Source organism: Pseudolabrys sp. FHR47 (assembly GCF_005153485.1).
Classification (GTDB): Bacteria; Pseudomonadota; Alphaproteobacteria; order Rhizobiales; family Xanthobacteraceae; genus Pseudolabrys.
Genome location: NZ_CP039740.1, coordinates 3,177,985 through 3,192,946 on the forward strand (window position 1 = coordinate 3,177,985; position 14,962 = coordinate 3,192,946).

Annotated in this window: 13 protein-coding genes; 10 read left to right on the top strand and 3 right to left on the bottom strand. The window is 64.8% G+C overall.

Features of this window, described 5'->3' with window-relative positions:
* Positions 1-63: 63 nt before the first annotated feature.
* The 5 genes from E8Q40_RS15575 to E8Q40_RS15595 all read left to right on the top strand — a co-directional run bounded on the left by E8Q40_RS15575 (position 64) and on the right by E8Q40_RS15595 (position 6,688).
* Entirely contained in the window at positions 64-1,716 is a 1,653-nt protein-coding gene (locus E8Q40_RS15575; RefSeq protein ID WP_137045402.1) for an ATP-dependent acyl-CoA ligase, read from the top strand.
* A gap of 246 nt (positions 1,717-1,962) precedes the next feature.
* Positions 1,963-3,117 (top strand): ABC transporter substrate-binding protein, encoded by a 1,155-nt coding sequence (locus E8Q40_RS15580; RefSeq protein WP_137045403.1) that lies wholly within the window; start codon positions 1,963-1,965, stop codon positions 3,115-3,117.
* Between the two features lie 39 nt (positions 3,118-3,156).
* Positions 3,157-4,200 (top strand): branched-chain amino acid ABC transporter permease, encoded by a 1,044-nt coding sequence (locus tag E8Q40_RS15585; RefSeq protein ID WP_137045404.1) that lies wholly within the window; start codon positions 3,157-3,159, stop codon positions 4,198-4,200.
* Positions 4,197-5,966 carry an ATP-binding cassette domain-containing protein gene (locus E8Q40_RS15590; RefSeq protein ID WP_137045405.1) on the top strand — a complete coding sequence of 590 codons (1,770 nt, stop codon included), beginning with the start codon at positions 4,197-4,199 and terminating at the stop codon, positions 5,964-5,966. The genes E8Q40_RS15585 and E8Q40_RS15590 overlap by 4 nt, the downstream gene beginning before the upstream one ends.
* On the top strand, positions 5,963-6,688 hold the full coding sequence (locus E8Q40_RS15595) for an ABC transporter ATP-binding protein (protein ID WP_137046765.1): 726 nt from the start codon (positions 5,963-5,965) through the stop codon (positions 6,686-6,688). Before E8Q40_RS15590 ends, E8Q40_RS15595 begins: the two co-directional genes overlap by 4 nt.
* Positions 6,689-6,705: 17 nt before the next feature.
* Here the strand turns inward: E8Q40_RS15595 and E8Q40_RS15600 are convergent, their stop codons facing one another.
* Complete coding sequence (locus E8Q40_RS15600) at positions 6,706-7,695, bottom strand: 3-hydroxybutyryl-CoA dehydrogenase (RefSeq protein WP_168197959.1); 990 nt, start codon at positions 7,693-7,695, stop codon at positions 6,706-6,708.
* On the bottom strand, positions 7,692-8,771 hold the full coding sequence (locus E8Q40_RS15605; RefSeq protein WP_137045407.1) for an NAD/NADP-dependent octopine/nopaline dehydrogenase family protein: 1,080 nt from the start codon (positions 8,769-8,771) through the stop codon (positions 7,692-7,694). The genes E8Q40_RS15600 and E8Q40_RS15605 overlap by 4 nt, the downstream gene beginning before the upstream one ends.
* Positions 8,772-8,991: 220 nt before the next feature.
* Between E8Q40_RS15605 and E8Q40_RS15610 the strand changes: the two genes are divergently transcribed.
* Together E8Q40_RS15610 and E8Q40_RS15615 are read left to right on the top strand one after the other, a co-directional pair.
* Entirely contained in the window at positions 8,992-9,348 is a 357-nt protein-coding gene (locus E8Q40_RS15610) for a YbaN family protein (RefSeq protein ID WP_137045408.1), read from the top strand.
* Positions 9,349-9,494: 146 nt separating this feature from the next.
* A complete protein-coding gene (locus E8Q40_RS15615; RefSeq protein WP_137045409.1) occupies positions 9,495-10,280 on the top strand; it encodes an SDR family oxidoreductase in 786 nt (261 codons plus the stop codon).
* A gap of 7 nt (positions 10,281-10,287) precedes the next feature.
* On the opposite strand, the gene E8Q40_RS15620 is transcribed toward E8Q40_RS15615, so the two are convergent.
* Positions 10,288-11,172: a LysR family transcriptional regulator gene (locus E8Q40_RS15620; RefSeq protein ID WP_137045410.1), complete on the bottom strand. Its 885-nt coding sequence runs from the start codon at positions 11,170-11,172 to the stop codon at positions 10,288-10,290.
* A 142-nt stretch (positions 11,173-11,314) separates the two neighbouring features.
* Here E8Q40_RS15620 and E8Q40_RS15625 point away from each other — a divergent pair, with 142 nt between their 5' ends.
* The 3 genes from E8Q40_RS15625 to E8Q40_RS15635 all read left to right on the top strand — a co-directional run bounded on the left by E8Q40_RS15625 (position 11,315) and on the right by E8Q40_RS15635 (position 14,960).
* A complete protein-coding gene (locus E8Q40_RS15625; protein WP_137045411.1) occupies positions 11,315-12,244 on the top strand; it encodes a ring-cleaving dioxygenase in 930 nt (309 codons plus the stop codon).
* Positions 12,244-12,870, top strand: coding sequence for an alpha/beta hydrolase (locus E8Q40_RS15630; protein ID WP_137045412.1), 627 nt, complete (start codon positions 12,244-12,246; stop codon positions 12,868-12,870). The genes E8Q40_RS15625 and E8Q40_RS15630 overlap by 1 nt, the downstream gene beginning before the upstream one ends.
* Positions 12,871-13,007: 137 nt before the next feature.
* Complete coding sequence (locus tag E8Q40_RS15635) at positions 13,008-14,960, top strand: hypothetical protein (RefSeq protein ID WP_137045413.1); 1,953 nt, start codon at positions 13,008-13,010, stop codon at positions 14,958-14,960.
* Positions 14,961-14,962: the final 2 nt, after the last annotated feature.

The window sequence follows — 14,962 nt, forward strand, 5'->3', positions numbered from 1 at the left end:
GCCCGCCCTTGTGCGAATTCCGTTGCGGAGCCAAGATATTTTAAGTTAGAAATATTTTCCAGAATGTCCAAGTCATCGCAGCCATTCTCGTCCGAACCGAACCCCGCCGCCGCGGCGCTGGTGCGGCAATTGTCGCAAAGCTTCGCGCCCGGCGATCGCACCGTGCCGGCGATGCTGACGCGACAAGCCGTCCGGTATGGCGATAAGCCACTGGTCGGCTTTGGCGATCGGTCCTGGACCTATGCGCAAACCCGCGATGAAGCCGCCGCGTTCGGCGCGACATTGCTCGCCGCAGGCATCAAAAAAGGCGATCGCGTCGCGCTGATCTGCTCCAACCGCTTCGAGTTCATACGCGCCTTTCTCGGCTGCGCCTGGATCGGCGCCGTCTCCGTGCCGATCAACACCGCCTCGCGCGGCCATCAGTTGCAGCACATCCTGACCAATTCGGCTGCCCGCCTGCTCATCGTCGAAGGCCAATTCGCAGGCAATCTCAAGCATCTCGATTTCGCGGCGCTGCCGCTCGAAACGATCTGGACCATCGACGCGGACAAGCCGCTGCAGGCCGGCAAGTTCGTGTCGCAGCCGGTGCCGGCCGCGCGCGCGACCTGCGAAGCCGCGGTGATGCGGCCGCGCGACATGCTGACCATTCTTTATACATCCGGCACGACCGGGCCATCGAAAGGCGTCTGCTGTCCGCACGCACAATATTTCTGGTGGGGCGCCAACACCGCCGCGCTTCTAAGCCTGAGCGGCGATGATCGTCTGCAATCGACATTGCCCCTCTTCCACACCAACGCGCTCAACACATTCTTCCAGGCGATGCTGATGGGCATCAGCGTCGTTTACGAAAAGCGTTTCTCCGCATCGGACTTCTATGCCGCACTGACGCGCTCGCAGGCGACCGCCACCTATGTGCTTGGCGCCATGGTGCCCATTCTGCTGTCGCGCGCGCGCTCGCCCGAGGAAAGCGCACACAAGGTGAAGATTGCGCTGGCGCCCGGTGTGCCCGCGCGCTTCCATGAGGAATTCACCGAACGCACCGGCATCAAGTTGGTCGACGGCTGGGGCTCGACCGAAACCAATTTTGCCATCGGCACGACATGGGACCGGCAACGTCCGGGCACGATGGGCACCGTCTTCGCCGGCTTTGAGGCGCGCGTCGTCGATGGAGACGATAACGACGTGCCCGATGGCGAGCCCGGCGAATTGCTGGTGCGCGCGAACGAACCGTTTGCCTTTGCCACCGGTTATTTTGCCGCACCCGAAAAGACCGTCGAAGCGTGGCAAAATCTGTGGTTTCACACCGGCGACCGCGTCGTGCGCGAGAGCGACGGCTATTTCCGTTTCGTCGACCGCATCAAGGATGCGATCCGCCGCCGCGGCGAAAATATCTCGTCATTCGAAGTCGAACAGGTTCTTCTGAGCCATCCTGCGGTTGCACTGGCCGCGGCCTTCCCGGTGCGATCCTCCCTGGCCGAGGATGAAGTAATGATCGCCGCGGTTCTTCATCCCGGCCAGACGCTTAATCCGCTCGACCTGATCCAGTATTGCGAACCGCGCCTACCCTATTTCGCAGTGCCGCGTTACGTCGACATCGTCGATGTCCTGCCCACGACCGAAAACGGCAAGGTTCAGAAATACAAACTGACCGAACGGGGCGTCACCGCCCAGACGTGGGACCGCGAAGCCGCCGGCTACAAGGTTAAACGCACTTAAAAGCGCTTGCGACGCGGGCGCTTGTTGACTCGCCAAAACCGATCATTTTAAGATTAAAATAATTGCCGACAGCGGCAAGCACGTGCTTCGGGCGTGGATTGTTGTCCTGCGTCGCGGAATTGGCGCGAGACATGCATGTCGCAGCGGCATGGGAAGCAGACCGGAATGTCCGGCCGGCCTCTGACAGCGTGAGTTTCTTTGGAAGTCTCGTGAACAGGCGACACCATTAAAGGCAGGAAGATCACCATGCGAAAACTCGTGTTCGGCGTTTCAGCGTTTGCCGGTTTGCTTCTTGCAGGTACGGCGCACGCACAGGAGATCACGGTCGGCTTTGTGACATCGCTCAGCGGGCCCGCTTCCTCGATCGGTCTCAACTACGAAAAGGGCATGAACGCCGCCTACGCCTACCAGAGCGAGCTCGGCGGCGTGAAGATCAAACTGATCAAGCTCGACGACGGCTCGGATCCGTCTCAGGCGACCAAGAATGCGCGCAAGCTTGTCGAGCAGGACAAGGTCGACGTCATGATCGGCACGTCGAGCGCGCCCGGCACCAACGCGATGTTGACCGTCGCCAATGAATTGAAGGTGCCGTTCTTCGCCGTATCGCCGGTCAGCGTTCCGATCCCGGCCGACGGCCACCCGTGGGGCATCAGCATGGTGCAGACGCCGCCGCTGATGGTGAAGGTGATCGCCGATCGCATGAAACGCGATGGCATCAAGACCGTCGGCTTCATCGGCTTCTCCGATTCCTGGGGCGACCTCGTCTATAACGGCGCCAAGGCGGCCGAAGCGAATGGCGGTCCGAAGGTCCTCACCAACGAACGCTATGCCCGCACCGACACGTCCGTGACCGCGCAGGCGCTCAAGGTCGTGGCGGCGAGCCCCGAAGCCTTCATCAACGGCGGTTCGGCGACACAGGGTGCATTGCCGCTGCTCGAGCTGCGCAAGCTCGGCTTCAAGGGGCCGTTTTACGGCACCCCTTCGCTCTTGAACCGCGACTTCGTGCGCATCGGTGCCAAGGCTGCCGAAGGCACGCAGGTATCGGCCGGTCCGGTCGTCGTCACCAGCCAGCTGCCGAACGATCACTTCGCCAAGAAGATCGGCACCGCGTTCCACGATTCCTTCAAGAAGGTGAATGGCGGCGAAGCCGACGACGGCTTCTCCGGCTATGCTTTCGACGCCTGGGTCGTGTTCCTCGAAGCCGCCAAGGTCGCGATGACCAAGGCCAAGCCCGGCACCCAGGAGTTCCGCCAGGCCGTGATGGACGCGGTCTATGCCAACAAGAACGTCGCCGGCGTGCATGCCGTCTACAACTTCACGCCGAAGTCCTATTTCGGCGTCGATGAGCGCAGCCTCGTCGTCGTCAAGCTCGTCGACGGCAAGTGGGTGTACCAGCCCTAAACAGCGAATCCGGTATCGCGGCGATTTGAGCACACCACCATGAACGCACAGATCGCCGCGATATTGGCCATCGATGGCATCGCCTCGGGCGCCATCTATGTCCTGATCGCCATCGGTTTCGTCCTGATCTTCGCGGTCACGCGGATCATCTTCGTCCCCTTCGGCGACATCGCCGCCTTCACGGCCCTGACGCTGGCGAGCCTCGAGAACAAGCATCTGCCCGGCACCGTCGGCATGGTCGCCTTCCTCGCGGTCCTGGCGACGTTGATGGAAATCTTCAGCCTTTGGCGGTCCGGCGCGACCGGCAAGATCCCACGCGCCCTCCTTTTCTATCTCGTTCTGCCGCTCATCCCCGCGGCGGTCATCTGGCTCACCGCCGGCACGCTGCTGCCGACGCCGCTGCGCCTCTTCCTGACGGTCGCCGTCATCCTGCCGATCGCGCCGCTGCTCAATCGCATCGTCTATCAGCCGATCGCGGACGCCACCGTGCTCCTGCTGCTGGTCGTGTCGGTCGCACTGCACTTCGCCATGAGCGGCCTCGGCCTCCTGTTCTTCGGCCCGGAAGGCGTGCGCACGCAGAGCCTGGTCGACTTCACGACTATCATCGCCGGCACGCCGGTATCCGGCCAGGCCATGCTGATCCTGGGCTCGGCAATCTTCTTCAGCTTCCTGCTCTACCTGTTCTTCAACTTCACGCTTTACGGCAAGGCGCTGCATGCCACGGCGATCAACCGCACCGGCGCGCGACTAATGGGTATCCGCCCGCAGCAGGCCTGCACTATCGCCTTCCTGCTCAGCTCCGTGCTCGCCGCCGTGTCCGGCATCCTGATCGCGCCCGTGAACACCATCTTCTACGACTCAGGATTCCTGATCGGCCTCAAGTCGTTCGTCGGCGCCATCATCGGCGGCATGGTGAGCTTCCCGGTCACCGCCGTCGGCTCGATGTTCGTCGGCATTCTCGAGGGCTTCGCCGCGTTCCTGTCGAGCCCGTTCAAGGACGTGATCGTGTTCTCGATCCTGATCCCCGTCCTGTTGTGGCGGTCCTATACGCTGGTTCACGCCGAGGAAGAGGACGAGGAATGAGCCGGCAGATCACCATCGCCGTCGGCGTTCTCGCCTTCGTCGCACTGCTCGGGGCGCCGCTTTATCTCGCGCCGTTCTCGATCACGCTGCTCAATTATATCGGCGTCTATTCGCTGATTGCGCTCGGCCTCGTGCTGCTCACCGGCAATGCCGGCATGGTTTCGTTCGGCCAGGCCTCGTTCATGGGCATCGCCGCCTATGCGACGGGCTGGGCATCGGCGGTGATGGGCTATTCGCCGTGGCTCGGCCTCATCCTCGCGCTGGTGCTGACTGGGTTGATCGCCGCCATTCTCGGCGCCGTGACCCTGCGCCTCGGCGGCCACTTCCTGTCGCTGAGCACGATCGCCTGGGGCCTGGCGCTGTATTTCAGTTTCGGCAATATCCCCGGCCTCGGCGCCTATGACGGCATCCCGTCGCTGCCGCCTATCTCAATCGCCGGCGTTGCGCTCACCGACAGCGGACAGATCTTCTACCTGATCTGGGGTGCGCTGCTGCTGTCCATGCTCGGCATTCACAACCTCCTGGATTCGCGTGTCGGCCGCGCGCTGCGGGCGCTGCGCGGCGGCAATGCGCTGGTGGAATCGCTCGGCGTCAATGCTCTGCAGATCCGGCTCATCACCTTCGTCATCGCTGCGCTCTGCGCCGCTTTGTCCGGCTGGCTCTACGCCCATATGAGCCGCTTCGTCAGCCCGACGCCCTTCGACGTCACCATGAGCATCATCTTCCTGATGATGGCGATGATCGGCGGCTCCGGCTATCTGCTCGGCGCCGTGGTCGGCGCGGCGATCATCATCCTGCTCAAGAACGGCATCCAGGACGTGCTGCCGAAAATAGCGCCGGGCTCCTCCGGCCAGCTCGAGGTCGTGGTCTTCGCCTCGCTGTTCATCCTGTTCCTGCAGCGTGCCCGCAACGGCATCGTACCCTTCATCGCGCAGTGGATTCCCGAGCCGCATCGCGAACGCCCGCCGCAGGCCGAAGCCCTGCCGCGCCAGCAACAGCCGGCCAAGGACACGGCCCTGATGCAGGTCGACGCGGTGACGCGCCGCTTCGGCGGCCTGATCGCGGTCAACGACGTCAGCTTTGACGTTCGTGCCGGCGAAATCCTGGCGCTCATCGGTCCGAACGGCGCCGGCAAGACCACGATGTTCAACCTGATCACCGGCGCGCTGCAGCCCAGCGCCGGGCGCATCACCTTCGCCGGCAAGGACATCACCGGTGCCAACGCCTCGAAGATCGCCGCCGCCGGCATCGCCCGCACCTTCCAGCACGTCAAGCTGCGGCCGAAGATGACGCTGATCGACAACGTGCTGCTCGGCGCCTATGGCCGCACCAAAGCGGGCTTCATCAAAAGCGCGCTGCGTCTCGATCGCGCCGAGGAGGCCCGCGCGCGCCACGAGGCCATGAAACAACTCGATCGCGTCGGCCTCGGCGACCGGCCCTACGAACTCGCCGGCAATTTGCCGCTCGGCAATCAGCGCGTTCTCGAGATCGCCCGCGCGCTCGCGGCCGACCCGGTGTTGCTGGTGCTGGACGAACCGGCCGCCGGCCTGCGCCGCCAGGAAAAGCTGGCGCTCGCCGAACTGCTGCGCACCTTGCGCGCCGAGGGCCTCACCATCCTGCTGGTCGAGCACGACATGGAATTCGTCATGGGTCTTGTGGACCGCATCGTCGTCATGGAATTCGGCTGCAAGCTGTGCGAGGGCGATCCGGCCGCGGTGCGCGCCGATACCCGCGTGCAGGAAGCTTATCTCGGAGGCGTCGCCTGATGGCCCTGCTCTCCATCCAGAATGTCAGCGTCAGCTACGGCAAGGCCGAGGCCGTGCGCAATGTCTCGCTCGAAGTCGATCGCGGCCAGATCGTTACCGTGATCGGCCCGAACGGCGCCGGCAAGACCAGCCTTCTGACCAGCGCCATCGGCATGATTCCGGCGGCCGGCCGCGTCGTCTTCGACGGCATCGACATCACGTCGTTGCCGACCGAAGACCGCATCGAGATGGGCTTCTGTCTGGTGCCGGAGCGGCGCGAACTGTTCGCCGACATGTCGGTCTATGACAACCTGCTGCTCGGCGCCTATACGCGCCGCGACGGCTCAGTGGCGATCAAGGCTTCGATGGAGGAAGTCTACGGGCGCTTCCCGCGCCTTCGCGAACGCCATGCGCAAAAAGCCGGCACCTTGTCCGGCGGCGAGCGGCAGATGCTGGCGCTCGGCCGCGCGCTGATGGCCAAGCCTAAACTCCTGATGCTGGACGAGCCGAGCCTCGGTCTCGCGCCGCTCATCACCAAGGAGATCTTCCGCATCATCGCCTCGCTGCAGGACACCGGCGTATCGATCCTGCTGGTCGAGCAGAATGCACGCGCCGCACTCGAGACCGCGAGCTTCGGCTATGTGATGGAGACCGGCGAGATCGTGAATTCCGGTTCGTCCGCCACCCTGATCGACGATCCGCGCCTGATCGCGACCTATCTCGGCGGCCAGGCCAATCACTGATCGAACAGGGTTAGTCCCTACCGCCTGACGACCGGCGGCTTGGCCAGCCCCATCTGGTCGAGCGCCTTGAGGAAAGCCGACAGCCGCTCACGGCGATAGGCCGGCACGTCCATCTTGGTGAAATCGTAGAAGCCCTTGCCGTCGCGCAGGCCGTTGCGCCCCGCAGCCATGTTGTCCTTGACGATCTGCGGCGCCTCGAAGCGATCACTCTTCATCGCGTCGGTCATGTAGCGGCTGGCATAGAACAGAATGTCGCCGCCGCCCCAGTCGATGAATTCGAGCAGGCCGAGAATGGCGAAGCGGAAGCCGAAGCCGTATTTCACCGCCTTGTCGATATCCTCGGCGGAGGCGACGCCCTCTTCCACCAGCCGCGCCGCCTCGTTCATCGCCAGCGCCTGGATGCGCGGCACGATGTAGCCGGGCGAGGCCTTGCACTCCACCGGCACCTTGCCAATCGATTCCAGCACTGCCTTGAACTCTGCCATCACACCGCGATCGGTGTCGTCGGTGGCGCTCAGTTCGATCAGCGGCACGATAAAAGCCGGGTTGAGCCAGTGCGCGTTGAGGAAGTGGCTCGGCCGCCGGCTGTAGCCCGACAATTCGGTCGAGAGAAATGTCGAGGTTGTCGAGGCGATGATGGCGTCCTTCGCCGCAACACGGTCGATCACGGAGAAAGCCTCGCTCTTGGCTTCCACCGTCTCCGGCACCGCCTCGAAAATGATGCGCACGCCGTCGAGGCCGGCGCCGATTTCGTCAAAGCCGTAATACGACACGCGCGCCATGATCGGATCGATATCGGCCGCGTCGAAGCCGCCGATATCGGCGACCGATTTGAGCGAGCCGCGGATTTCCCTGTCGCAATCGGCGAACAGGCGCTTCTGTCCGTCCTTGTCGCGCGGCTTGCCGTCGATCAGCCGAACGTCGTGCCCGGCATAAGCGAAGGCATGGGCGATGCCGCGACCCATGCGGCCGGCGCCAACGCAGGCGATCACCGGCGCGCTCATCAGATGCCCTTCCCCAGCATGGCCGACAGGCTCTCGCGGCTTTCGCCGGCAAGGCCGAGGTTTTCCATGGTGCGGCCGGTCTTGCGGAAGTCATTGCCGCTCGCCGCGCCGGCGATGGCGAGAAGCCCGGCCGCGACCGGCGTCGGCACGCCCGCCCATTCGCCGAGCGAGACGATCAAGGCGAGACCCATGCCGACATCTTCCTGCAAATAGCGATGCGTCTTGAGGTCGAGATGCTCGTGCCAGTCACCGGAGTCGACCAGCTTGTCATGCGCGAGCTGGCCATACATCCAGTTCGACGTCTTGTAATGATCGGCCAGCGGGAAATGCGGTGCCTTGTAGCCGAGCGCCTCGCGCAGCGCGATGCGTTCGGCGTCGAGCGCGTCGTGCACGCGCCGCACCGACGGCTGCGTGCCTTCCTTATGAATGTCCCAGCGGTCGAAATGTTCGATCGGCGCCGCACTCATGATGATCAGCGGCGGATGAATGATCGGCCCGGCATTCATCAGCGCGCCGGACAGCGCGTCCTCCACCGGCTCGATGGCGCCGGGAAATGCCGCCGAAATCACCTTGAGCGCCTTGTCGGTGAGACGCGCCGGAAAAACGCCGGTCGGCAGGCGCGTCGCGCGCGTCGTGATGGCGACTTCATTGGGCCCGCGCTTGCGTGTCAGCCATGGCAGCGTGCCGGTCTCGGCGATGGCGACGTCGGCCTTGCAGCCCTTGGCGCGCAGCACCTTCATCATCAGGTATGAGCCGAAGGTGCCGGGCGGCAGATAGATCACCTGCCCGTCGGTCAGATGCGGTGCCAGCGCCGCCGCCAGATCCTCCTGCGCAAAGGCCGGCACCGGGGCGACGATCAACTCGGCGCCGCGCACCGCTTCGCCAAGGTCCGCGGTCGGCTTGGCGATCTTGACGTCGCGCACGCCCTTGAAGTCGCGCACCGTGATCGTGCCGCTTTCCAGCACGGGCGCCAGCGCCGCCGCATCGCGCCGCCAGAAGCGGACCTCGTGCCCTGCTTCCGACATGTCGACGGCCGCTGCGTAAGAGCCGTTGCCGCCACCCAGAACCGCGATTTTCATGAGCCTCACCTGACCGAACCCGTGTCCGAAACAATGGTACCGGGAGATATTTTAACCCTAAAACAATTGCCGGGGGAAGGCTTTCGACGATGAATCCCGCGCCGCTTCCGCCCCAATTGCGTGCCACGCATGGAAATACTCGCAGCGCGGCACCACGTTCACGTTGTCATGGCGGGCGGCCACGGCCATAGGGTGCCAGTCGCGAGAGGCGAAAGAGGCAATGCGTCAAATCTATCTGGCTTTGGGAGTGCTTTTCGTCGGCCTCGGCTTCGCCGGCGCTTTCCTGCCCGTGCTGCCGACGACGCCATTCCTTATTCTGGCCGCGGCCTGCTTTGCGCGCTCCTCGCCACGCCTCGAGGCCTGGCTGCTCGATCATCCCCGCTTCGGCTCGACCTTGCGGGCCTGGCGCGAAAGCGGCGCCATTCCATGGCGCGGCAAGCTCTTGTCGCTGGCTGGCATCAGCGCCGGCTTCCTCGTCTTCTGGTTCGGCAGCGAGCCGGGCTGGCTCTCGGCAACGGCGGTGGCGGCGCTGATGCTCACTGGACTGGCTTACGTCTTCACCCGCCCGACCGCGTGACGCGGGCGCCTTCATCGGCGTGAGCTGCGCGCGATACTTGTCCTCGACATCGCGCGCGGGCTTTCTATTCTCTCCCATCGCGGCGTTTGCCACCGTGCTCGCCAGATCTATCTTGGCGCGGACATGGTTAGAGAAGGAGTGCGACCATGGATCTCGGCCTCGCCGGCAAGGCGGCGATCGTGACCGGCGCGAGCCGCGGCCTCGGCGCCGCCATCGCCGAAGCCCTGGCGCGCGAGGGCATGCGGCTGTTTCTGATCGCCCGCGACCGGGCCAAGCTCGACGAGGTCGCCGCCGATCTGACGAAACGTTACGGCGTGAAAGTCGACGTTCATGCCGCCGACCTCGCCTCGCCGGAGACTTTGGCGAATGCGGCACAGACCGCGCTGGCGACGCTCGACACCGTCGATGTCCTGGTCAACTGCGCCGGCGCCACCAAGCGCGGCGACTTCTTTGCGCTCACGGCCGACGACTGGACGAGCGGCTTCGCCCTGAAATTCTTCGGCGCGGTGCATCTCAGCAAGGCGCTGTGGCCGGCGCTGAAGAAAAGCGGCGGCGCCATCGTCAACATCGCCGGCCTCGGCGCGCGCATGCCGGCCGCCGACTTCACCATCGGCGGCTCTGTCAATTCGGCACTGCTGAACTTCACCAAGGCTTTGGCCGAGATCGGCATCCGCGATGGCGTGCGCGTCAACGCCATCAATCCCGGCTACTTCATGACCGACCGCCTCAGGACCACCTTGCGCGTCGAGATGGAACGGACCGGCCAATCGCAGGACGAGGTGGCGGAAGCCCTGCTCGCAGCGCGCGGCACGACACGCTTTGGCCAGCCGGAGGAAGTCGGCAGCCTGGTCGCTTTCATGGTGTCGGGTCAGGCGAGCTATCTCAATGGGGCGGCCGTCGAACTCGATGGCGGCGTGCGCCGCGACATCTGAGGGCGCGTCAACGCATGCGCTCGACCAGAAAGTCGATGAACAGCCGCACCTTCACCGACAAATGCCGCGTCGGCGCGTAGATGGCATAGAGCGTGAGCTGCGGCGATTTGAAATCGTCGAGCGTGGTGATGAGTTTGTCGCTCTTGAGTTCCTGCTCGGCGAGGAACACCGGCAGCACGGCAATGCCCCTGCCCTTCACCGCGGCATCGCGCAGCACCTCGGCATTGTTGACGCAGAGCGACCATTTCGGTGCGATCCAGTGATCGGCGCCGTCGGGTCCGGTGAACTTCCATTGATTGCCGGTGGAGAGAAAGCCGTAGGTCAGGCATTCATGCTGGCGCAGGTCGGCCGGCTGCTTCGGCTTGCCATGCTTTTTGAAATAGCCCGGCGAGGCGCAGACCACGCGCTCGATATCGACGAGCTTGCGCGCGATCAGCGATGACGGCTCGAGTTCGGCGATACGCAAGGTGACGTCGAGGCCTTCCTGCACCGGATCGACCTGCTCGTCAGTCAACACGAGCTGAATCTGCAGGTCCGGATAGCGCTCCATGAAATCGGCGATCACGGGCCCGAGCTTGATGGTGCCGAACGACATCGGCGCGTTGACGCGCAAGAGGCCGCGCGGCGTCGATTGCAGTTGGCTCGCCGCCTGATCGGCGGCGTCGAGATCGGCCAGCACCGCGACGGCACGCTCATAGTAAGTCTGACCGGTCTCGGTCGGTGACGCCTGCCGTGTGGTGCGGTTGAGGAGCTGGACGCCGAGGTCGCGCTCCAGTTCGCCGACATATTTGCTGATCGCGGAGCGCGACAGCCGCAGCTTGCGCCCCGCCTCGGCGAAAGACCCCGCTTCGACAACGTTGATGAAGGCCCGGAGACCGGCGAGTTTGTCCATGGCGGTATGGCGATCCTCGATTGTCGCCAAATCATAGACAATCTGATCACATTTTACCAGATTGTCGTTTAATCAAGGACGGACCACTTTAACCGCACGAATTCAGGCGGGGCCAAGGAGCCCCACAGAAAAGGAGCCCGTCATGTCAGGCATCCACCACGTCACCGCGATCGCGGGCAACGCCCAGCCCAATTTCGACTTCTACACACGCACGCTCGGCCTGCGCTTCGTCAAGCGCACGGTCAATTTCGACGATCCGGGCACCTATCACTTCTATTATGGCGACGAAGCGGGCCAGCCCGGCACTATCCTCACCTTCTTCCCCTGGGAGCATGCCGCCCCCGGCCGCGGCGGCGTCGGTCAGACGCACCAGACCGCGTTCCGCGTGCCGGCCTCGTCGATCGGCTGGTGGACGCATCGCCTCACCGAAAAGGGCGTCGCCTATGAACCGCTGGAAAAGCGCTTCGGCGAACCGGTGCTCGCTTTCACCGATCCGGACGGCATGTCGCTCGCTCTTGTTGGCGTCGCCGATGCCAGCGAACCCGCATGGGCTGTCGACGGGATCCCGGCGGAGCATGCGATCCGCGGCTTTCACGGCGTGACGCTGCTGCTCGAGAAGGCGGCCAAGACCGGCGCGATCCTCACCGATGTCCTCGGCTACACGGAAGTCGCGCGTGAGGGCTCGATCATCCGCTATCAGGCCTCCGCGACACCCGGTGCGTATGTCGATATCTACGAAGCCGGCGGCTTCCTGCCGGGTCGCATGGGTCGCGGTTCCGTGCATCACATCGCCTTCCGCGCGGCCGACGATGCCGAGCAGGCGGCGATGGCGAGGAAGCTGATCGAGAAGCACGGCCAGCATCCGACCGAGCAGAAGGATCGCAACTACTTCCGCTCGATCTACTTCCGCGAACCCGGCGGCGTGCTGTTCGAAATCGCCACTGACGTTCCCGGCTTCGCGGTCGATGAGCCGGTGGAGACGCTCGGCAAGGATCTCAAGCTGCCGGCCTTCCTCGAAGGCCACCGCGCCGAGATCGAGAAAGTGCTGCCCTCGCTTGAGGAGACGGTTTGATGACCGACTTCATCCATCGCTTCGAAAAGGGATCGGCGGCGAACACGCCGCCGGTCCTTCTTCTGCACGGCACCGGCGCCGACGAGAACGACCTGATCGAACTCGGCCGCGCCGTGGCGCCGGGCGCGGCGCTGCTGTCGCCGCGCGGCAAGGTTTTGGAGAACGGCCTGCCGCGCTTCTTCCGCCGCCTCGCTGAAGGCGTGTTCGATGAGGACGACGTGAAGCGGCGCGCCGACGAGCTGGCCGACTTCGTTGTCGCGGCGCGCGAGCGCTACGGCATCGAAGCCCCAATCGCGCTCGGCTTCTCTAACGGCGCCAACATCGCCGCGGCGATGCTGCTGCAACGGCCGGAGGTTCTGTCCGGCGCAGTGCTGCTGCGGGCGATGGTGCCGCTCGCCGATCCGCCGAAGCTGCCGATCCCCGGCACGCCGGTGCTGATCCTGTCCGGCGCGCAGGACCCGCTGGCCTCGCCGGACAATCCGGCGCGCCTCGCCGCGCAACTGAACGAACGCGGCGCGAAGGCCGAACAGCGCATCGTGCCCGGCGGCCATGGCCTCACGCAGACGGATGTCAATCTGGCGGCGGCGTTCTTCAAGCTGGCCGCGCGACCTCACGCTGCCGCGTGAGGGATCGGCGTCTCAACGCGCACGAGACATGACGCCGCGGCCGCAAGCCGCGGCGTTTTCGCGATCAGAACAATCGCGGCACGTGACATTTTTGTGAATGATCTACCGCAAAGCCGCTGTCACATCAGCATGCGCAAATGGCGGCCCAATCGGGCACGGTCATGAAGTCGCAAATCGTCGAGCATCTTGGACAAGGCGAGATTCTCTTGCCGTCCCGCATCGCGGAAGGGCTTGCCGCAAATGACCGGGTCAAGGTGCGCTTGAGCGTGCTGCAGGCGGCGGCACGGCACGCCTGCGATCCGCAAGGCGCGGCCTTCAACCTGGGCGAAGAATGCCGCGGCGTAAATCTCGATGTCTTCCCGCTGGAAACACTGGTGAACGGCGCAACGCTGACGGCGCACGACATTCTCGTTGCTCCGGGCCTGACGGCGCTTCGCAATTCAATCTGGGGCGACGTCGATGCCATGATCGATGCCGTCGCCGCCGGCGATCCGGATGACGCCGCGCGTGCCCGCGAACGGGCAGCCGCCTTGCACGCCGACGGCGCGGCGCAAGCGGCGGACACGATCGAACTTTCCGAGGTCACGCGTCTGACCAGCGTCTCGGCCGGCAACGGCGTCAGCCTGCACCGGCTGGTCATGGAGCTGCACAAGGCGCTCAATCGGCTCGCGGCAGCGCACGCCGAAGAAGACTTCGCCGGTGCCCATGTTCACGGTCTTCATGCCGACGACCGTATTGCCGTCGCCGCTTTCATGCGCGGCCTCGATGCCACCCGCAAACTCAAGTTCGATCATCCGGGCCTGTCGACCACTGCCGCGCGCACCGGCAATCGCCTCTTGATCCAGAACGATATCGGCGAGACCGACGCCCATGTCGTCGTGATTGCCGTCGAGGATCGTGCCGTGACCGTCACCTATACCGACGTGCACCTGCCGCGAGCCAAATTCTTCACCGCTCTGTTGCGCGATTTCCCGGTCGAATGGAGCGGGCTCGACCGCAAGAGCGCCGAGGGCCTCGGCGACGATGGCGTATTCTATCTCATCAGCGGTCGCCTCGCCGCCGACGGCACTGGACTGCGCGACGCCTTTCTTGAGGCGCTCGGCGCCTCGCTGGTGTTCCTCATCGACTGGAACAAGGCCCGCAAGGTGCTGCGCAACTGGGTGTCCAAAGGCGACGCCATCGGCATTCTCGATTGGGGCGCACGCAACAGGTTCGGCCACCGCGGCTTTCTTGCGCTTGGCGGCGACGAACTGGTCGCCTCCGCCGTGCATCATGCCGCCCCCAACCGAATCGGCTTCGGGGAAAGGCTCGATCGCGCGCTCGGCCGCGACGCTGCCGTGGAATTCCTGCGGGGCGTACTGCGCGTATCGGCCGAAGCGCTGCTCGAAGGCGGTTCGGTCCGGCTCGCGCGTGATCGCATCGAGGCCGAACTGGTGCGGCACCTGCAGCGCGCCGATCGGATTCTGCTGTCCATCGTCGTTCGCCAACTGGGGCTGGCGCACGATATCGCCGGCGGCATTGCGCTGTTCATCGCGGAGCGACAGGCCGGACGACATTTCGACAGCGCGGCCTTCGCGGCCCGGGCGCGGCATATCGAAGAAAAGGCTGACCGGATCGCGCTCGAAGCGCGTCAGGAAATCGAACGCTTCGAAGCCGAAGGCACGATCAAGCGTCTCGTCGATATCGCCGAGCAGACTATCGACGACCTCGAACAGGCCGCGTTCATCGCCTCGCTGGCGCCCGAGACGATGGACGCCGACCTCCTGAGCCCTCTCGCCGATCTCGCCGACGCGGCGATCGCCGGCGCCGAGGCCGCGGCGCGGGGCGCCGTCGCAGCGGCTGACGTGCCGGACGGACGCCGCATCGACTCCGAGGACGCCTTCGCCGCCGTGGCTAGGCTCATCGAGGCCGAGCACGATGGCGACCGCGCCGAGCGCGCGCTCACCACCCGCGTGCTGCGCGGGGAAACCGACCTGAAGACCGCCCTGTCCGTTCTCGAACTGGCGCGCGCCATCGAGCGGGCGACCGACTGCCTGGCCGCCTTCGGTCATGTCTTGCGCGAGCGCGTGCTCGACGAACTCGCCACCTGACC